We start from the raw sequence: 18,184 nt of genomic DNA on the forward strand, positions 1-18,184 counted from the left end.
AAGTGCGCTCAGAACCTGAGGGCGCTGAGCGTTTCGAAGCTCTTGGTGATGTCGGGCAGGTATGGTGCGGGCGACTGGTCGTTCTCGACATAGAAGTGCCGCGCCCCGGCCAGACCGTTGAGCTTGAAGATGGAGGCGAAATCGATCGTCCCGGCGCCCACGGACGTCATACTGCGATCGGCTTTCATGTCCTTGACGTGATAGGCGTAGATGCGCCCGGCCAGGCTGCGGATCAGGGCCTGGGGATCCTGCCCGGCATGGATCGCCCAGTAGAGATCGAGTTCGATCTTCACGAGCGCAGGGTTGCAGGCCTTCACCAGGCTGTCGAACAGGCTGACGCCGTCCGGCTTAACCGTGAATTCGAAGTCGTGGTTATGGTAGGCGAAGCCCAGTCCCGCTGTCTTCAACTGCCCTGCGACGCGGTTGATATTGACGAGTGCGGCATCCCATGCCGCCGCGCTGCGATACTTGTCCACCATATAGGGCAGCACGACCGTCTCCGCGCCCAGCGTCTTGGCCATGGCGACGCTGGCGTCGAACTTGTCCAGCAGCGCGTCGTAGCCGACATGGATGGATGGCGCCTTCAGGCCCAACCGGTCCATCGTCTTGCGCAGCAGGGCATGGTCCATGGTATCGTAGCCGCCGCCGCCGAATTCGACTTCCCGGTAGCCGACTTTCGCGACCTTTTCGAGCGTCGCTACCGGATCGGCCGAGAACAGTTCACGCACCGTATAGAGTTGCAGGCCGATGCTGCGGATCTGCGCGGCACGGGCGATACCGGCGAGGAAAGGCTGCGACGCCAGCGCTGCGACGCCGCCAGCGCCCAACATCAGGGAACGACGATTTACGATCATGCCGAATAAACCTTGTTGACTTGGGAATAGGGAAAGGCGCCGTTGTATTCGCCTGGGACGGGCAAGTATTCGCGCTCCTGCGTGATGCCGATCTCCGAGGTGTAGTACCCCACCACGACCATCTGCCGGAACGCCTTGAAGAACTCCTCTCCATCAGGAAGTTCGTCGTTCATCGCCAGGGTCAGCAGGGCGTCCTGCTGCTCGGGCTTGGCCTTTACAGCCGGAAGTCGATAGTCCTGCCAGCTGCGCGCATCGATTTCCGCCAGACCGGACAGGATCGGCTCGCGATCTTCGGCCACGGCCCAGTCGGCAAGCAGCTTTTCGATATACATCGGCACGCCCGCCGCGATCGCGCCGGGGGTCTCGGTGGTCGGGATGATCCTCTCGCACAGCACCGTCATCAGCGCGCGTTGGTAGGGCGTGAAGACCTGGAGGCTGGGAACGCCCTGGTCGATCACCGGGATGGCGGCTGCGGGTGCGAGCCCCGCGGCACGGGCAAGCGGAGCGAATACCTGGGCACCGAACAGGGCGACCATGCCCGCAAGCGCGTTTCTGCGATCCATTATCGTGCTCCCCCCTTGAGATCCTGAGCGATAGCCTCTTCCGGTAACGGACGAACCCAGATGTTGCGGAAGGACACCGGCGAATCGTGGTCCTGCAACTGGATCGGCGCCTTGTCGCCATGCGCCTGATATTGGGCGACCTTGCGCCAGGCGGTGGTGCCCAGCATGGCCTGATGGTTCTGCACGAGCACGCCGTTCAGCAATACCGTGACATAGGCCGGGCGGCGCAGTCCGCCATTCGCATCGAAGCGCGGACGTTCGAAGATGATATCGTAGCTCTGCCATTCCCCCGGCGGGCGCGAGGGATTAACGAGCGGCGGCTTCCAGGCATAGACCGCGCCCACAGTGCCATCGGCATAAGTCGGGTTGCGATAGCTGTCGAGGATCTGGACCTCGTAGCGCTGCATGAACCAGATCCCGCTGTTTCCACGGTCCTGGGATGTCTTTGCCGGCGGATTGGGTGAGCGGAATTCCAGATGCAGCTGGACGTCGCCAAACTCCTGCCTGGAAATCAGGTTGTTCTCGCCGCCGCTTTGCGCTCGGGAGGGGACGGTCATGACGCCGTTCTCGACCTTCCACGGGCTGCGTTCGCCGCGCCACGCGTCGAGCGAAGTGCCGGAGAACAGCACCACGGCATCGGATGGCGCGCCACCGGAAGCAGGTTTTGGCGTCACTACCGCCGGCGCTGGGCGATCCGGGTCATGCACATGCCACTGGCCGCCCGGCAGCATCGGCGTGTCCTTGAAGCCCGGCTTGTCCTGTGCCTCCAGCAGCGTGCAGCCGACGATACCACTCGCCAGCACTAGGCCGATAGGGATGTACTTCATCCTCTGGTTCCCTTCTTCAGGTTTTATCGATGGCCCGATAGGCAGCGATCAATCGCTCCTCGCCCTCGCGGCCCGCGAGCGAATTGCCGTGCTCCATGCCGATCACGCCGGTGTAGTTGCTGCCACGCAGCCAGCGCACGATATTGGCGTAGTTGATTTCGCCGGTGCCAGGTTCCTTGCGGCCGGGGTTGTCGCCGAACTGGATATAGCCGACTTCCGCCCAGCAGGCTTCGAGCGTCGGGATGAGGTTCCCCGACTGGATTTGCTCATGGTACAGATCCGCCAGAATCTTCACGCCCGGACTGTCGGCTCCGCGCGCAACCGCATAGCCCTGCGCGATCGACTGCATGAATACGCCGGGGTGGTTGGTCCGGGTGTTGAGCGGCTCCATCACCAGCGCAAGCCCATGCGGCGCAACGATGTCTCCGGCGCGGCGCATGCAGTCTATGATGCGCCCGGTCTGGATCGCTTCGGGCACCTTGCGGTCCATGAAGCCGGTGACCACCGTCATGTGCCTGGCATTCAGCCGCTTCGCGACTTCGATCGAGCTACGGATATCGGCCAGGAAGGCATCCCGGTCGGCATCGTCGTTGCTGCCCAGGACCGGCCGGAAATCGGCCCACTTCGGCATACTGGCGACGAAGACGCCCATGGTCATGTTCCGCTGCGACAAGGCGCGGGCCATGGCTTCCTGCTCGGCGACCGTCCGCTTGCGCGCTTCGTTGTCCTCCCAGGCGCGAAAACCCTGGTCAGCGGCGAACGCGATCTGTTCGAGCAGAGCGCCCCGGCTGGCGAAGCTTCCCTCGTGCGGGGCGTAGCCCAGCGAGAAGTGCGCGGCGTTGGAACCGCCTTCCCCGCCGGCGTTCCGGGCCGCCGCCGACAGGGCCGGGGCAGCGGCGGCGGCAAGGCCGGTGGCGATCATGGTGCGTCTCGTCAGGCTCATGCCGCGCCCTCCGCCAAGCGAGCGGTTCGGCGCCCGGAGCGCCTCTCCGCCAACCAGATGGCACCGAATACCAGAAGCAGCGTCAGCGGCACGAACGCCAGGCGGGCGAAGGATTGCGACGCGGCGGCATCCTCCACGGCGCGCAATGCGGCACCGCTCATCCGGGTGAAGGCCTCTGGCCCGCCGGCAATCTCCACTTTCGCCTCATCGAACATCTCGCCCAGACGCGGCAGCACGAAGAAGCTGGCAAGCGCACCCGCCGATCCCACCAGCCCCAGCGCCCACGAATCTCCGCGCGGATAGCGCTCGGCAACGGAAGCCAGCATGGTCGGCCACATCGCGCAGACGCCGAGCCCCCAAACGGTCGAGGCAAGGATCGCGGAAACCGGCGACTGGGCCTGTGACAGGAGGAACAGGCCGATGGCCGCCAGCAGGCTCGACACCCAGAGCAGCCCTGGATTGGAGAGGCGTCCGGCAATCCGTCCGGCAAAATGGCGGAACACGAACATCAGCGCGCTGACGTAGACCAGCAGCAGGATGCCGCGCATTCCCACCCGATTGCTGAGAGCGACGTCGATCCACTGGCCCGGCGCCAGTTCCGACGAAGCGGTGAGGAACATCGCGCCGAACCAGACGAAGAAGCTGGGACGGCGCACCACCTCCAGCATCATGTCCTTCGTCGTCCGGTCACCGGCGGCGGCGGGGGGCTCGGGGAATCGGGTCGTCGCGCCGATCAGGATGACGCCGAGCGCGGGCAGGAACACCAGCGCCATGATCGCCTGCCAGGGCATCAGCGGCGCCAGTAACACTCCGGCCAGACCGCCGACGATAAGTCCGCCGGGATACCAGGCATGAAGGACATTCAGGCGATGCGTCGTGTCTTCGGGATAGAGCCGGGCGGTCAGCGGATTGATCGAGGCTTCGGCAAAACCCCAGCCGATGCCGCTCAGCAGCATCCCCAGCCACACCACCTGATAGACCGCCATGCCGGTTGCGAACAGGCCGGCCGTGACGATCAGCGTCGTGCCGATCAGGAAAGCCACGCCGCAGCCGATCAGCACCCGGCGGATACCGATCCGGTCCAGCACGGCGCTGACCACGAAAACGGTGATCGAAAAGCCCAGGAACGCCGAACCCAGCGCTGCGCCGATCATCTCGCCCGCCGCGATCGGCGCGATGGGATCAATCCATCCCGCCTTGAGGCTGCTTGCGACGGCGGCGCGCAGGGATGCGCTCATGGACGCCGTGAAGAGCGCCAGAACGCTCAGCCAGAATAGTCGTTGCCGGTTTACGCCCGTCATGTCCGATCCTCTTCCCCCTAGCCTCTTATGCCCCGCCTGATGTTTCCGATCGGGGGCGTGCGTGCTCCGCTGTCAGGTCAGTCCCAACCAGCGGCGGTTGTTGGCCGGGTCACCGCCCCCCGCAAAATCGTCGAAGGCACGTTCCGGCCTGCGGATCATGTGCGCTTCGATGAAGGGGGCACCTTCGCGCGCGCCGTCTTCTGGATGCTTCAGGCAGCATTCCCATTCCAGCACCGCCCAGCCCTCGTAACCGTACTGGGTGAGGCGCGAGAAGATGCCGGTGAAGTCAACGTGCCCGTCTCCTAGTGAACGGAACCGACCGGGGCGATCGATCCAGTCGGCATAGCCGCCATAGACGCCAGCCCGCCCCGTGGGATTGAACTCCGCATCCTTCACATGGAACATCTTGATGCGCTCGTGATAGATGTCGATGAACTGGAGGTAGTCCATCGCCTGCAACACGAAATGACTGGGATCGTAGAGGATATTGGCGCGGCGATGGCCGCCCACCGCATCCAGGAATCGCTCGAACGTCAGCCCGTCATGCAGGTCTTCGCCGGGATGGAGTTCGTAGCAGAGATCGACGCCCTCTTCATCGAAAGCGTCCAGGATCGGACGCCAGCGACGCGCCAGTTCCGCGAATGCGTCTTCCACCAGTCCCGCCGGACGCTGCGGCCAGGGATAGACGAAGGGCCAAGCCAGCGCTCCGGAAAATGTCGCATGTGCCGCAAGCCCAAGACGGCGGCTCGCCCTGGCCGCCAGTTTCAGTTGATCGACGGCCCAGGCCTGGCGCTCTGCGGGCTTGCCGCGCAGTTGCGCCGGGGCGAAGTTGTCGAATGCCGTATCGTAGGCGGGGTGAACCGCGACCAGCTGCCCTTGCAGGTGCGTGGACAGTTCCGTGATCTCCACGCCTGCCTCCCGGCAGCGCCCGGCCAGTTCGTCGCAGTAGTCCTGGCTTTCCGCGGCCAGCGATAGGTCCATGCAGCGCGGATCGTTGCTGGGCACCTGGATGCCCTGGTATCCCGCCTGCGCCATCCACCGCGCGGCATTGTCCAATGTGTCGAACGGCGCATCGTTGCCCATGAACTGCGCCAGGAATACTGCCGGACCCCGCATGGCCTTGCCGTCCCCTTACTTCAGGCTTTTGAGATAAGCGATGATCGCCGCGCGCTTGGCCGGATCGGGCGTGCCGATGGGCATGCGCGTGCCGGGCACTTTCTTGGCCGGTGCCGCCAGGAAGCTGTCGAGGCTCTGATCGTCCCAGCGCAGCTTGGCGCCCTTGAGCGCCGCCGAATAGTTGAACCCGGCAGCCGAAGCCGCCTGACGGCCCGAAACACCGTTGAGATTAGGCCCAATGCCGTTCTTACCGCCCTTGTTCACGGTATGGCAGGCTTTGCAGGCGTTGAATGCAGGCGGCGCGGCCTGCGCTGCGACAGATTGCGCGCAAAGGGGTAATGCGAACATGGCCGCAACAAGTGCAGTGGTCTGTGTTCGGATGAGGGCTGCTGTCATGCGCATCCTCGACTCTCCATCGATTTTCTTATTGCTTAACGTTTACCGGTAAATCATAGCAGATCAAGGCCTGAAATAAGGGCTGGGTGTGGATTGGGAAAAAGGGAGAGGGACATGTCACGCACCTTGCGTCTTGCCATGGCCGGAGGCGGCGAAGGCGCATTCATCGGCGCGGTTCACCGCGCGGCAGCCGCGCTCGACGGAGACTGGCGACTGGTCGCCGGCGCGTTCAGCAGCGATCCGGACCGCAACCGACGATCCGGGGAAACGCTGGGCATCGAACCCGCCCGTACGTATCCGTCGCTGGACGCATTGCTCGCGGCGGAAGCGGCTTTGCCAGCCAACGAGCGTGTCGATGCGGTGGCGATCGTCACGCCCAACCACCTCCACGCACCCATGGCCATTGGCGCGCTGGATGCGGGCTTCCACGTCTTCTGCGAAAAACCGATGGCCCTCAACATGGAGGAGGCACGCCTGATCGCACAGGCCGCGTCCCGATCCGATCGCTACTTTGGCCTCGCCTTCACCTATAGCGGCTACCCCCTGGTGGAAGAAGCCCGCGTGCGCGTGGCGCGCGGCGACTTCGGCAGGATCCGGCTGGTACAGGTGGAATACGCGCAAGGCTGGCTCAGCAAGGCGATAGACCGGGAAGGCAACAAGCAGGCGGAATGGCGAACCGACCCGCTGCGCGCCGGCCTGGGCGGCTGCCTCGGCGATATCGGCACCCATGCCTTCCATCTGGCGGAACATGTCTCGGGATTGCAGGTGCAGGAACTCTGTGCCGACCTTTCCACCTTCGTTCCCGGTCGACTGCTGGACGACGATGTCAGCGTCCTGCTGCGCCTCGATGGCGGAGCGCGCGGTGTCCTCAAGGCTACCCAGGTGGCAGCGGGTGAAGAGAACGGACTGAAGCTGAGAATCCACGGCGAACATGGTGGACTGGAATGGGCTCAGATGGAGCCAAACACTCTCAAATTGCGCTGGCTGGACCGTCCGGCGGAAGAAATCCGCGCAGGTGGACCGGGTCTGGCGGAAACCACAATGCGACTTTTGCGTACACCGGCAGGGCATCCGGAAGGCTACATCGAAGCTTTCGCCAACCTCTACCGCGCCTTCGCGTCGCAAATCTTGAGCGGCGGCGGGGCGGCTAGCCATGCCGCGTTTCCCACGGTCGATGCAGGCCTGCGGACGATGGCCTTCGTAGAGAACGTCGTCGCCAACAACGCATCCACCGTGAAATGGACAAAGCTCTCTGACGAATGACGTTGGAACCGGCACCAAGCCGGTTCGAGCGACTGTGCGGCAGATGTCGCGAGCCGCCCGGATCACCCCGCCGGCCCGAGTGCCTGGTACATTCGGTTGACGGTCTGGCCTTGAGTACGGACAGTTAATTCTGGGCCAGCGAGCTGCTCAGCAGATCCGGCCGATGAAGTGCCAAGATAGCGAGGGACCCACCCCCAGCGTTGTCGGTCGTACGCGGTACAAGCTTACGAGGGCACCAATTCGTGAGCTCCTGTCGGGCGATGCCCAATCTTCGGGCGCTCTATGAAGCTACATCTCGGTTGGGCTGCTGCCTCAAAAGCCACCAGTCTATCCCGACGCTATTTTGCCGTTCAGGTGCTAATTTCGCATCCCTTAGGTCCGGAAAGTCAGCTGCCTCGAAGGCTTTCGGCCAGATCGAGGAGTCGTTGGGGGCAAAGCCACCGTTAGTAGTTTGACAGAATTTGTCGCGTGGTGATGACAAACGCCGCCGACAAACCCACGAAAGCAAGACGCAGCAGTGCGCAATGGAAGAGACTTCTGTCAACGCAGGCCATGAAGGGCCATTTCCAAGCCCAGAAACAGCAGGAAGATCAGGAAAAGTCGGCGGAATAGCTGAGGGCTGATCCGTGTCCGGATCAACTGCCCGGCTGCCATGCCGAGGAGCGCGGGAACGACCGCAAGCGTCGAACTTAGCAGGTTCCCGACCGGCAATGCATCATGCCAGAACAGCCCGATCGCAAGCGCTATCGTCGACACGGTGAACGAAAGACCCAGCGCCTGCACCAGATCGTCGCGCTCCAGATCAAGCGACTGGATGTAGGGCACGGCCGGTATCACGAACACGCCCGTCGCACCCGTAACCACTCCAGTAGCGAGCCCGACCGCCGGCGACAGCCACGGCTCCCATTTAGGAGAAACGCGAAGAGACCTGGCCAGCAGCGTATATGCCGCATAGATCATCAGGGCGATGCCAAGGGCCGTCGTCGTAAGGTTGGCCTGCCCGCCCGTCAGCACCTCAGAGCCGAGGACCGTCCCGATAATGATCGTCAGCATCATGGGCCAAAGGCGGCGGATGAGCGTCCCGTATTTCGCGCGTCCCAGAAGCTGCCAGACGTTGGTGACGAGCGATGGCACCAGCAGCAGCGCAGCAGCAGCCAGCGGCGATAGCAGCGATCCCAGCACGCCCATGGCCACCGTGGGCAACCCCATGCCCGTCACGCCCTTGACGATGCCCGCGGCAAAGAAGGTCGTGATGATCACGGCGACTATAGGGAATGAATGGTCAGACATGCGTGTGGGGTAGCGACCGCTCTGCGCCTGACAATGCGGGAGGCCCAAACTGTGGCTTCGGCTGGAGCGAAGGCAGGAAACACGCTAGGAGACTGCCATGCGCTTCGACCTGACCGACCTTCGCCTGTTTCTCGCGGTGGTGGATGCTGGGAGCATCACCCATGGTGCCGCCGAAATAGGCTTGTCCCTTCCAGCGGCCAGTGAACGGCTCCGCGACATGGAAGCAACCGGGGAAGTAACCCTGCTCAATCGCGGGCGCCGCGGCATAGCGCCAACGCAAGCCGGAGAGATGCTGGCACATCATGCCCGCACGATCCTGCACCAGATGGCGCAGATGCGGGGCGATATTGGCCAATATGCCAAGGGGTTGCGCGCTTCGGTTCGCATCTTCGCGAACACCGCCGCCATTGCCGAGTTTCTACCCAGGAGACTGGCGCCCTGGATGGCGAGCCACCCTCAGATCGACATCGACCTGAAGGAGCGGCAGAGCGCCGACATTGCGAGAAGCATCGCCGCAGGCTTCGCCGAAATCGGCGTGCTGTCAAGCACGATCGAGACAAGTGATTTGACCTTGCGGCCGTTCGCGATTGATCGCCTTGTTGTCGTTGCGGCCAAGAGCCATGGGCTGGCAGAACAGACGCGGGTGAGGTTCGGCGACCTTTTCGGGCATCATTTCATCGGCCTGACGGGCGGGGCGCTGCAGGACCATATCGACGGGCATGCATCGCGCGCCGGGGCAAGGTTGAAGATGCGGGTTCGGCTCCGCAGCTTCGATGGCATCTGTCAGATGGCGGGTGCCGGGGCGGGCGTCGGGATCGTCCCTGAATCTGCCGCGCGACGTTACCGCCGATCAATGGATATTGCGATCATCCGCCTGAATGACGACTGGGCCACTCGCCATCTGTCAGTATGTATACGTAACGAAAGCGAACTCACACCGCCCGCCCGGGCACTTTTCGATCATCTGTCACAAGTGAGCGAATAGCTTCCGGTTGCCGCCGACCTTGTGTGGACGCTCACCGCTAAAATCGCGACCCACATGCAGACCGTGCGCTAATCAGGCAGGTGTCGACGTCGATCGCGGGTAGCAGGACAAGATGGGTTCATAGCAGGTTTCCGTTCTGCGATCTGCCCGTCAGAAATCCATGCTTGCCGAGAAACGCACCTGCCGTGCCAGGCCGACATAGAAGACCGTGCCGCCGGTGGACCAGTACCGCTCGTTGGTGATGTTGTCACCATTGACGCGCAGCGTTACCGCGCGGTCGTCGGCAAGGCGCAGCTTGTAGTTGGCGCCAACACTATAGGTGGTGAAGCCGGGCATGACATAGAGGTTGCGCGCATCGGCATAGCGCATTCCTGTATAGTACATGCCCGCGTTGATGCCGAAGTCCGGCAGGATCGGCGGACGGTACTCCACAAAGGCGGAGCCGGACCAGCGGGGCGTGTTGTCCACGCGCCGCCCATCCTGCAGGGCGCTGCCGGTCTGCTCCTGAACGGCGCGAAGGTACTGGCCCGAAAGCGCGACGGACACGGTCCGGGTCAGATTGCCCTGCACTGCCGCCTCCACGCCCTCATGCCGCGCGCGACCGTTGGTTACGAACGTGTTGGTCGGGATATCGGTGTAGCTCAGGCCGCGATCGATATTGAAATAGGCCAGGCTGGCCAGGGCGCCCAGCACTTCCACGCGGGCGCCCGCCTCGATCTGCCTGCTGACTACGGGCGGCATGATCGAGCCTTGGTTCACCGTGCCGTCTGGCGCCGTGCCCGCACTTTCCAGCCCCTCGATATAGGTAAAATAGAGGCTGCTTTTCGGCGCCGGCTTGAACACGACGCCCCCGGTCGGCGTCCATGCCGTCATCCGGGTACGGCCGGAGCCATCGCGGTTTTCGGTATCGTAGAGGACCCGGCGCACACCGCCGATCAGCAGCAGCTTCTCTCCGATATGCGCCGTGTCCAGAACGTAGAAGCCGGTATCGATGTTCACGCTGCCCGGCAGCGTGCGCACCGAGGTAAAGTTCAGCGCGTCAAAATCGATCGGGCGCGGGTTGTAGATGTTCTGCTGCGTGGCCGGCGTATTGGCCGTGGAGGCATAGTTGCGCTGGTGCTGGTCGTCCTGCACCTGCCGGTTGCGCGCGGCACCGATAAGCAGTTCGTGGCGGATGCCAAACGTATCCAGCCGACCCGCGATCTCCGCGCGGGCATACTCGTTGCGATAGCTCTGGTCCGGCGTGTAGTTGCCCGTTATCCGCCCGGCGCCTGCCGTCACCGAGGCGGCATTGGTGAAGCTGAAATCGGCGCGGCTGCGCTGGCGCCGCGAGGTAGCCAGGCCACCTTCCACGCGGACGGACCAGTCGCGGCCCAGCACATAGTCGGCGCGGCCCAGCACGTTGGTGGACCAGGTGCGGTAGGGGGCGTTGACCGGCGCATAGCGGTTGCGCGGGTTGGGGATTACATCGCCCAGCAACTGGAAAGCCGAGAGCGAAATGCCACCCGGCTCGTCCGTCGCGCGGCGGTAGTGCTCAACATCGAGCTTGAGGGAGAGCCTGTCTGTTGCCTGCCAGTCGAACGCGCCGCTGGCCAGGTAGCGGTGGCCGTTGATGCCGTCGATCGGTGTCTCGACGTGGCTGGCATAGCCGTTGAGGCGCACGCCGAACTGCCTGTCGGGCCCGAACTTGCGCCCGACATCCACGCCCGCGCCGACGCTCCCTTCGGCGTCGCCGTTGACGTAGACATTTGTCACCGGACGATCGCCAGCGCGCTTGGCCACCACGTTGACGATGCCGGACGGGGTGGCGATGCCGTAATAAAGCGCCGAGACGCCCTTCAACAGCTCCACGCGCTGCTTGTTCTCGATCGGCACGGGGCTGAGATTGATGATCTGCAGCGCGCCGTTCAGGCGATAGTTCGTGCGCGCATTCATCAGGACACCGCGCGAAACGAAGTTGTTGCTGGTGGTGGGACTGGTCGCCTGCTGGGTGACGCCTGGGGTATTGCGCAGCGCTTCCTCCAGCCCGGCCGCGCCTTGGGCGTCGAGCAACGAGCGGGAGATCACCGCGATCGTCGCCGGAGTATCGAGGATAGACTGGTTGCGGAACGCACCGACCTGGACCACGTCCGTCTTGAAGCTGCTCCGCTCTCCGCTAACGACGATTTCTTCGTCCAGCTTGCGCTCGGACTGCCCCTCAGCCGCTGGTCCAGCATCTCCTGCGGCAGCAGCTGCGGCAGAAGCCGCGATCAACCAGTAACTCATGCGCGACCCCCGTATGGCAAACTTTCAGGCGACAGGCCGCCTACACACGATGAGAACGCTTCGCAATAGCATCTCGGCACCTCCCATCCCGCGCGTGGCAAATCTCGGCCGTTGCCCTTATGCGAACTCGGTTGCGGCGTCGGCATTTACCTCGTTAACGATGGAATTTCGCCACGACATACCCCAGCTAAAGTCGTCCTGGGGCGTTACCTGGACCGCGCCGGAGGAAGCGCAAGTCTTCTATACCGGCGAAATCCTGCACTGGCGCGACCATGCCCTGTGGGGCGCCTATGTCGAACCGACGGCGCTGGCCGGCTTCAAGGCCACCCTGCGCGCCACCGCCTTCAACGCAAGGACAATTCTCGGACGCGCCATTTCTACACCCCCAGCCGGGCGGGCACCTTCAGCGGCAGTGAACGGCGCAATCAGCAATCCGGTACTGTCCTCTCGCTTTCACTCGCTCGCTCATTCTGACCATGCGCGGTGCGCAGCCCATTTCCGGAAAGTAGACCTTATTGGCGATGTTGTGCCTCATCGCATGGACGGGCCAGCCCTGCGGCGTTTCTCGTTCGATGTGGGCGTTGAGTAAAGTGTAGGTGGTCAAGGTATCGCCGTCCCCCCTTCAGACGGTTCGATTCCCTGCCATGGTGGAAGCTGAGCAATTGCAAGCTCTGGAGGCAGAGCAGATTACCTCACGGACGCAAGCCTATGCTTGTCTCGGCATGCTCGATCAATGCCATGGTCCGATCATCCAAATTCGGATCACCTTCGGTCATGGTGGCGAGGATCTGCAGCTTTTCGCGGAGATAGACCTTGGCGATCCCGGAACTGCCCATGACGATTGATTGCGTATTGCGGATGAGATCGGCGAGTTTCCCGGTTTGCGCTTCGGGTGAGATGGTGCTCAGGCGTACAGCTTCCGCAGCCTTGCGTGCAGCCTATCAAATTTGGATGAAAACCTCATCTCTCTGATTGAGAGCTTCGCACCCTTCCTCGGTGATCAACCATAAATCCTCAAGATGCACATTGCCCGCTGCATCTAGATGCAATACCGGGCAATCGACGCTGACCACCATGCCCGTGCGCAGGATATGATCGTCTTTGGCGAAGTTCGGGCTGCCATCTTTGAACGCCTCATCCGTATGATAAAGACCAACGCTGTGCGTACCGCAGGCGACCGCCACGTCGTAACCCGCCTGCACAACCGCATCGTGCCCGATGCGGCGAACGTCGGAATAGCTTAGTCCAGGCCGAAGAGCGCTGGCGATGGCGTCATTCGCACATGCCGCCGCCTCCACCATACGCACCACGATAGCTTCGGGCTGTCCGACGAATACCGTCCGCCCGAAATCACCATGATAGCCCGCATAGCTACTGACGGCGTCGATCTGAAAACTGCGGCCTTCGTGCAAGACGCCATCGCGGCGCATCGCCATGCTGTCCGTTGACATGAATAGCGGAATACCGCCTCGCCGGCCCGTAGCCTCGAAAAAGGCGAGGCGCAGGTCTTCGTAAGTGTTGCCCACCCGCATCGAAAGGATCGCCTCGCGCGCAGAAGCGGCGTTGCTGGCTGCAGCATGACGCATCAGGGCGATCTCGGCAGGCGACTTGATCATGCGGATCCAGCGCAGCAATGGCTCGGCGGGGCGACAAGGCCCGTCCATCCCCAGCGCAGCCGCCGCATTCAACGTGTCGACGGAGATGTGTCCGGCATATGGAGCGGCTGCCGCTCTCACTGCCGCAGCGGCAGTCGGGTAAGCAGGACGACGTTCCAGCACGCGCTTCGTCCCGGCGCGGCTGATTGCGTCCAGGGGATCGGGTCTGCCGCCCGGAGCTTCGTTCAGGAAGATCGGCGCAGCGGCGCCCTCCAGTCCATCCGGCGCGGTATACAGCAGAATGCGGACCGGATCTTCACGCGCCACGTCATCCACATCGTGCAGATAGTGGATGAATTGACTGGTGATGAGCACCACCGGTTCATCGGCAGATGCCGGGACCACGGCAAGAACGGCGCCCGACTGCCCCATCGTCACCATCTGCGGCCAGAAACCGGTGGCATGGTAGACGTTCACAGGGTCCGCAAGAACAAGCGCCGATACACCGGCTGCACCAAGCACGCGCTCGGCCTCGATACGGTTCATTAGGGGAGCAAGCGTATTCATAAGCCTCACCAGATTTCCGGTTGCGAACGCGAAGCGGGATCGGCCTCGAAGCAGTTTACCGGCCGCGACAGCCCCAGATTTTCGCGCAGCGTCGATCCTTCGTATTCGCGGCGATAATGGCCACGCTCCTGCAGTATCGGTACGACCATATCGACGAAGTCTTCCAGACCGCCGGGCAGGAAGGGCGCGGAAATCACGAACCCGTCTGCCGCACCGCCCGTTTTCCAGGCAATAAGCGTTTCGGCGACATCCTGTGCCGTGCCCACGATCGTGTGACCGGTCCGCCCGGCCGCAACCCTTCGCGCCAGTTCCGCAATGGCCAATCCCTCACGCTCTGCAAGTTCAAGCACGCGATCGCGTGTGGAATTCTGACCTTCCAGCGCTTCGGCGGGCAGAGGCGGGAGCTGAGCTTGCGGGTCTGCGCCGGACAAGTCGATGTTGCCCAACAGGGCCTCCAGCTTCGCTATCGCAATTCTTGCGGGGATGAGGCTGTCTAACCGGCGCTTCAGATCTTCCGCCTCCGTTCGGGTGCGGCCTATGACCGGAGTGACGGCAGGCATGATCTTGAGGCTGCCCGCGCTGCGGCCAAACCGCTCCAGCTGCGCGTGCATGTCCTTTCGGAATGTTTGCGCCGTGGCGATTGTCGGGTGCGAGGTGAAGATCACTTCCGCGTTCGCAGCAGCGAACTGCTGCCCGGTAGCGGACGCGCCCGCCTGAACCAGCACCGGATGTCCCTGCGGCGGGCGCGGGACCGTCAGAGGACCGGCGACGCGGAAATGGGTGCCCTGATGGTTCACCCCGCTGATCCGGGCCGGATCGGTGTAAACGCCGCTGGCCTTGTCCGCGATGACGGCACCTTCCTGCCAGCTATCCCAGAGCTTGCGGGCCAGTGCGACGAATTCTTCTGCGCGGGCATACCGGTCGGCATGGGCAAGATGCGCATCGAAACCGTAATTGTGCGCTTCGTTTTCCATCGTCGACGTCACGATGTTCCACCCCGCCCGCCCGCCGCTCATGTGGTCGAGCGAGGCAAACCGACGCGCCAGATCATAAGGATGGCTGTACGTGGTGGACGCCGTGCCGATCAGGCCAAGCTTGCTGGTTGCGGCTGCGATCGTGGCGAGCACGACTAGCGGATCTAGCTTGGGCGTCTCCAGCCCGGCAAAGACCGATGCGCCTTTGACCGGGTGGTAACCGACATAGTCCGCCAGAAATACGCCATCGAACAGCCCCTTCTCCGCCGTGCGGCCAAGCGCGCGAAAATAGTCTGCATCGCAAAGGGCATTCTCGGCGGCACGCTCATGGCGCCAGCCTGCGATATGGCCGCCGGTCTGCATGAGGAAAGCAAGCAGTTTCATGACGTCTTTTCGCGCCTCATCAGCAAATTGTGCGTGTTCGATTGACCCGTCCCCGCAGAGGCGACAGGTGGACCACATCGCGTCCATCGGAACGGGCTTTCTAACCAGCACGCCCGCGCGGAATACGCCAATCAGGATTTGTTGAAGGTGATAAGGGGTTCTGATTTCCGAAGCGAAAAAAACCAGTGTTACGGTGCACCCGTCGAACGGCGAATTGATGACAGTCCGCCACAAAAATTGAGAATGCAGAAAACAAAATCCTAATTCTCGCAGGAAGAACGATCTCAAATACTCAGGCCAATAACGGTCAGGGATCGAAATGAGGAAGCAATCATGACCAGCAAGGTGGCGCTTCGCGGCGCCCTTCTTATGTCTTGTGCATCATTTGCAGTAACTGGTTTTTCCGCAAGTGCGCAGGCGCAGGACGATGCCGCACAGACGGCGCCCAGCATGCCGGGCGATATTGTCGTAACGGCGCGCAAGCGTGGCGAGGACATCCTCAAGACGCCGATTTCCGTCACCGCCTTGTCGGGTGAGGATATGCAGCAGCGCGGCGTGCAGTCGATCACCGACTTGTCTTCGTTCACGCCCAGCATGAAAATCGTGTCCAGCGCATCGGGGCGCAACGACCGTTCTTTCCAGCAGGTCATCATCCGTGGCTTCACGCCTTCCAGTGGCACGGTGCAGACGGCATCGATGTTCATCGACGGCGTCCCGGTTTCCACCGCGACTGCGATCCAGACCATTTCCGATCCTGAGCGCATCGAAGTCCTGAAAGGCCCGCAAAGCGCCTACTTCGGGCGTCAGACTTTTGCAGGTGCGGTCAATGTCGTGACCAGGTCCACGCCGGACCGGCTTGAAGCCCAGATCACCGGCATGATCGGTACGCGCGACAACCACGAAATTCAGGCATCCATCGGCGCTCCGCTGATCGAAGGGCTGGTGGGCTTGCGCGCCACGGTGCAGGAAACCGCCAAGGGTGGGTCATGGAAGAACCAGGGCGTTCCCGGTCAGACCCTGGGCGATCAGCGCACCCGCGCAGCCACGCTGGCAATGGAGTTCACGCCTGCATCTAACCTGAAGGCGAAAGCCTTCGCGATGATCTCAAAGAACGATGACGGTCCGAACGCAACTGGCCTGCTTGCAGCCCATACTCTTACCAACCCGTCGAACGGCGCGGTGATCGTCCCCGATTCCTCGAACTGCGCATTCGGCCGCAATCGTTACTTCTGCGGCACCCTGCCCGGCCTGCCTGCGGGCGCGCCTTCGATGAACACGGTCAACACACCGTTCATTCAGGACTTCCTCGCCAACCCGCGCGGCAGGCTGATCAACCCGGAAGACGGCGTACAGGGATATGGCCTGCGCAGCCGCTTCTACCATCTGCATTTCAATGTCGACTGGGAGATCGGCAGCGGCGTAACGCTGTCATCGCTGACCGGTTACAACAACGAGCGGCGCAGCCAGTTGTCAGACCTCGACTTGTACTACAACACGACTGCACCCAATTCATCGAATGCAGTCGGCACGGCTCCGGGAGCGCCAAGCTACTTCGATTATCCCTATCTGGTTGAAGCGATCAGCAAGGACTTCTCGCAGGAAGTGCGCGCCAGCTATGATGACGGCGGACCTTTCACCGCGACGCTGGGCGGCAGCTACCTGAACGCCACCTTCCAGGGCGGCGGCGGCGGCAACAACGGCGCGCTGGGCATCAGCCAGTTCAGCGTCGTTTCGGGCAAGACCCGCAACCGCACGTTCGGCGCCTTCTTCGGTCTTGGCTACAAGATCACACCGGGCCTGAGCATCAACTTCGATGGCCGCTATCAGATCGATACGCTGTATGCCTATGCCCGTCCGGGTGGACAGACCATTGCGTCGGATGCTTTCGCGACGCCCGGTTTCTACGCCGAAGGCTCTGTTCTGGCCAAGCAGACCTACAAGAATTTCACCCCGCGCGTGATCGTCAATTACGACGTCACGCCTGACATGATGGTTTATGCCTCCTACTCCAAGGGCGTGAACCCGGCAGCGTTCAACACCGTCTTCCTGTCCAACCTCAGCCCGGCGGCACAGATCCTGGCCGCCGATGCGGGACTGCGCATCGCGGTGGAGCCCGAGAAGCTGGACAACTTCGAAATCGGCGCCAAGGGCCGCGCGATGGGCAATCGCCTGCGCTATGCCGTGTCCGCCTATTACGGCATCTGGAAGGACCAGCTGAACGCCAACGTCATCACCCTGATCGATCCGGCCAGCAGCGTGGTTTACAACATCCAGGCACAGCTCAACACCGGCAAGGTCAGGATGTATGGCCTTGAGGGTGACTTCTCGTTCGCACTCAGCGATCGCCTGACACTGTCCGCCAACGGATCGTACAACGAAAGCGATATCCGCAGGCTCAGCGCGCCGACCGTTACTGCCCTTACCGGCATCAGCGACTTCAGCGGCAAGCACAATCCGCTGGCGTCGCGCTGGTCCGGCTCGGTCTCGGCCAATTACACCGCCCCTCTGCGCGGGGATCTGGAAGCCTTTGGTCGTGCCGATTTCACGTACAAATCTGGGGTCTACACCAATGCCTCGAACCTGACGCGCACGCCCGACATGACGCAGGTCAACTTGCGCGCAGGCTTCGGCGACGATCGTTTCACGCTGGAAGGTTTCGTCACCAACGTGTTCAACAACAAGGCTTATCCGGCGGGTATCGACTTCACGCTGCTGGACCGCACCAACGCCTATCTCTCGCCGTTCTCCGGCGTTGCGGTGGCACTGCGCGACCTGCGGACGTTCGGCGTGCGATCGACCGTGAAGTTCTGATGAGCACCGGCGCGCGGGGCCAGGGCCTTTCCCCTCCCGCGCGCCAGATG

16 protein-coding genes are annotated in these 18,184 nt (G+C 62.7%); 4 read left to right on the top strand and 12 right to left on the bottom strand.

Annotated features, from left to right (window positions below; translation table 11 throughout):
* Positions 1 to 8: 8 nt before the first annotated feature.
* The 7 genes from GGR40_RS18955 to GGR40_RS18985 all read right to left on the bottom strand — a co-directional run bounded on the left by GGR40_RS18955 (position 9) and on the right by GGR40_RS18985 (position 6,000).
* Complete coding sequence (locus GGR40_RS18955) at positions 9 to 854, bottom strand: sugar phosphate isomerase/epimerase family protein (protein ID WP_429277814.1); 846 nt, start codon at positions 852 to 854, stop codon at positions 9 to 11.
* Positions 851 to 1,420, bottom strand: coding sequence for a gluconate 2-dehydrogenase subunit 3 family protein (locus tag GGR40_RS18960; protein ID WP_429277855.1), 570 nt, complete (start codon positions 1,418 to 1,420; stop codon positions 851 to 853). Before GGR40_RS18960 ends, GGR40_RS18955 begins: the two co-directional genes overlap by 4 nt.
* Positions 1,417 to 2,244 carry a 3-keto-disaccharide hydrolase gene (locus GGR40_RS18965; protein WP_429277815.1) on the bottom strand — a complete coding sequence of 276 codons (828 nt, stop codon included), beginning with the start codon at positions 2,242 to 2,244 and terminating at the stop codon, positions 1,417 to 1,419. Before GGR40_RS18965 ends, GGR40_RS18960 begins: the two co-directional genes overlap by 4 nt.
* 16 nt (positions 2,245 to 2,260) lie before the next feature.
* On the bottom strand, positions 2,261 to 3,187 hold the full coding sequence (locus tag GGR40_RS18970) for a hydroxypyruvate isomerase family protein (protein ID WP_429277816.1): 927 nt from the start codon (positions 3,185 to 3,187) through the stop codon (positions 2,261 to 2,263).
* Complete coding sequence (locus GGR40_RS18975) at positions 3,184 to 4,488, bottom strand: MFS transporter (RefSeq protein ID WP_429277817.1); 1,305 nt, start codon at positions 4,486 to 4,488, stop codon at positions 3,184 to 3,186. Before GGR40_RS18975 ends, GGR40_RS18970 begins: the two co-directional genes overlap by 4 nt.
* Before the next feature lie 72 nt (positions 4,489 to 4,560).
* Positions 4,561 to 5,604, bottom strand: a complete 1,044-nt coding sequence (locus GGR40_RS18980; RefSeq protein WP_429277818.1) for a sugar phosphate isomerase/epimerase family protein — start codon at positions 5,602 to 5,604, stop codon at positions 4,561 to 4,563.
* Positions 5,605 to 5,619: 15 nt separating this feature from the next.
* Positions 5,620 to 6,000, bottom strand: coding sequence for a c-type cytochrome (locus GGR40_RS18985; protein ID WP_429277819.1), 381 nt, complete (start codon positions 5,998 to 6,000; stop codon positions 5,620 to 5,622).
* Positions 6,001 to 6,114: 114 nt separating this feature from the next.
* Here GGR40_RS18985 and GGR40_RS18990 point away from each other — a divergent pair, with 114 nt between their 5' ends.
* Positions 6,115 to 7,263: a Gfo/Idh/MocA family protein gene (locus GGR40_RS18990; RefSeq protein WP_429277820.1), complete on the top strand. Its 1,149-nt coding sequence runs from the start codon at positions 6,115 to 6,117 to the stop codon at positions 7,261 to 7,263.
* Positions 7,264 to 7,803: 540 nt separating this feature from the next.
* Here GGR40_RS18990 and GGR40_RS18995 read toward each other — a convergent pair.
* The gene (locus GGR40_RS18995; RefSeq protein ID WP_429277821.1) at positions 7,804 to 8,553 is read right to left on the bottom strand and encodes a sulfite exporter TauE/SafE family protein; all 750 of its coding nucleotides are present in this window, start codon (positions 8,551 to 8,553) and stop codon (positions 7,804 to 7,806) included.
* A 97-nt stretch (positions 8,554 to 8,650) separates the two neighbouring features.
* On the opposite strand from GGR40_RS18995, the gene GGR40_RS19000 reads away from it, so the two are divergent.
* Positions 8,651 to 9,538 carry a LysR family transcriptional regulator gene (locus GGR40_RS19000; RefSeq protein ID WP_429277822.1) on the top strand — a complete coding sequence of 296 codons (888 nt, stop codon included), beginning with the start codon at positions 8,651 to 8,653 and terminating at the stop codon, positions 9,536 to 9,538.
* Between the two features lie 150 nt (positions 9,539 to 9,688).
* Here GGR40_RS19000 and GGR40_RS19005 read toward each other — a convergent pair whose 3' ends face one another.
* Complete coding sequence (locus GGR40_RS19005) at positions 9,689 to 11,803, bottom strand: TonB-dependent receptor (protein WP_429277823.1); 2,115 nt, start codon at positions 11,801 to 11,803, stop codon at positions 9,689 to 9,691.
* 94 nt (positions 11,804 to 11,897) lie between these two features.
* Here GGR40_RS19005 and GGR40_RS19010 point away from each other — a divergent pair, with 94 nt between their 5' ends.
* Positions 11,898 to 12,392: a hypothetical protein gene (locus GGR40_RS19010; RefSeq protein WP_429277824.1), complete on the top strand. Its 495-nt coding sequence runs from the start codon at positions 11,898 to 11,900 to the stop codon at positions 12,390 to 12,392.
* Positions 12,393 to 12,495: 103 nt separating this feature from the next.
* Here the strand turns inward: GGR40_RS19010 and GGR40_RS19015 are convergent, their stop codons facing one another.
* The 3 genes from GGR40_RS19015 to GGR40_RS19025 all read right to left on the bottom strand — a co-directional run bounded on the left by GGR40_RS19015 (position 12,496) and on the right by GGR40_RS19025 (position 15,323).
* On the bottom strand, positions 12,496 to 12,639 hold the full coding sequence (locus GGR40_RS19015; protein WP_429277825.1) for a hypothetical protein: 144 nt from the start codon (positions 12,637 to 12,639) through the stop codon (positions 12,496 to 12,498).
* Between the two features lie 105 nt (positions 12,640 to 12,744).
* On the bottom strand, positions 12,745 to 13,944 hold the full coding sequence (locus tag GGR40_RS19020; RefSeq protein WP_429277826.1) for a M24 family metallopeptidase: 1,200 nt from the start codon (positions 13,942 to 13,944) through the stop codon (positions 12,745 to 12,747).
* Between the two features lie 26 nt (positions 13,945 to 13,970).
* Positions 13,971 to 15,323: an LLM class flavin-dependent oxidoreductase gene (locus tag GGR40_RS19025; protein ID WP_429277827.1), complete on the bottom strand. Its 1,353-nt coding sequence runs from the start codon at positions 15,321 to 15,323 to the stop codon at positions 13,971 to 13,973.
* 450 nt (positions 15,324 to 15,773) lie between these two features.
* Between GGR40_RS19025 and GGR40_RS19030 the strand changes: the two genes are divergently transcribed.
* A complete protein-coding gene (locus tag GGR40_RS19030) occupies positions 15,774 to 18,134 on the top strand; it encodes a TonB-dependent receptor (RefSeq protein ID WP_429277828.1) in 2,361 nt (786 codons plus the stop codon).
* Positions 18,135 to 18,184: the final 50 nt, after the last annotated feature.

This window comes from Novosphingobium gossypii, from assembly GCF_050433305.1.
Taxonomy (GTDB): Bacteria; Pseudomonadota; Alphaproteobacteria; order Sphingomonadales; family Sphingomonadaceae; genus Novosphingobium; species Novosphingobium gossypii.

Excerpts from the sequence above, each read along its gene's own strand:
- GGR40_RS18955 (WP_429277814.1), bottom strand. The coding sequence starts at position 854 with ATGATCGTAAATCGTCGTTCCCTGATGTTGGGCGCTGGCGGCGTCGCA.
- GGR40_RS18965 (WP_429277815.1), bottom strand. The coding sequence starts at position 2,244 with ATGAAGTACATCCCTATCGGCCTAGTGCTGGCGAGTGGTATCGTCGGC.
- GGR40_RS18970 (WP_429277816.1), bottom strand. The coding sequence starts at position 3,187 with ATGAGCCTGACGAGACGCACCATGATCGCCACCGGCCTTGCCGCCGCC.
- GGR40_RS18975 (WP_429277817.1), bottom strand. The coding sequence starts at position 4,488 with ATGACGGGCGTAAACCGGCAACGACTATTCTGGCTGAGCGTTCTGGCG.
- GGR40_RS18980 (WP_429277818.1), bottom strand. The coding sequence starts at position 5,604 with ATGCGGGGTCCGGCAGTATTCCTGGCGCAGTTCATGGGCAACGATGCG.
- GGR40_RS18985 (WP_429277819.1), bottom strand. The coding sequence starts at position 6,000 with ATGACAGCAGCCCTCATCCGAACACAGACCACTGCACTTGTTGCGGCC.
- GGR40_RS18990 (WP_429277820.1), top strand. The coding sequence starts at position 6,115 with ATGTCACGCACCTTGCGTCTTGCCATGGCCGGAGGCGGCGAAGGCGCA.
- GGR40_RS18995 (WP_429277821.1), bottom strand. The coding sequence starts at position 8,553 with ATGTCTGACCATTCATTCCCTATAGTCGCCGTGATCATCACGACCTTC.
- GGR40_RS19000 (WP_429277822.1), top strand. The coding sequence starts at position 8,651 with ATGCGCTTCGACCTGACCGACCTTCGCCTGTTTCTCGCGGTGGTGGAT.
- GGR40_RS19005 (WP_429277823.1), bottom strand. The coding sequence starts at position 11,803 with ATGAGTTACTGGTTGATCGCGGCTTCTGCCGCAGCTGCTGCCGCAGGA.
- GGR40_RS19015 (WP_429277825.1), bottom strand. The coding sequence starts at position 12,639 with ATGGGCAGTTCCGGGATCGCCAAGGTCTATCTCCGCGAAAAGCTGCAG.
- GGR40_RS19020 (WP_429277826.1), bottom strand. The coding sequence starts at position 13,944 with ATGAACCGTATCGAGGCCGAGCGCGTGCTTGGTGCAGCCGGTGTATCG.
- GGR40_RS19025 (WP_429277827.1), bottom strand. The coding sequence starts at position 15,323 with ATGAAACTGCTTGCTTTCCTCATGCAGACCGGCGGCCATATCGCAGGC.
- GGR40_RS19030 (WP_429277828.1), top strand. The coding sequence starts at position 15,774 with ATGCCGGGCGATATTGTCGTAACGGCGCGCAAGCGTGGCGAGGACATC.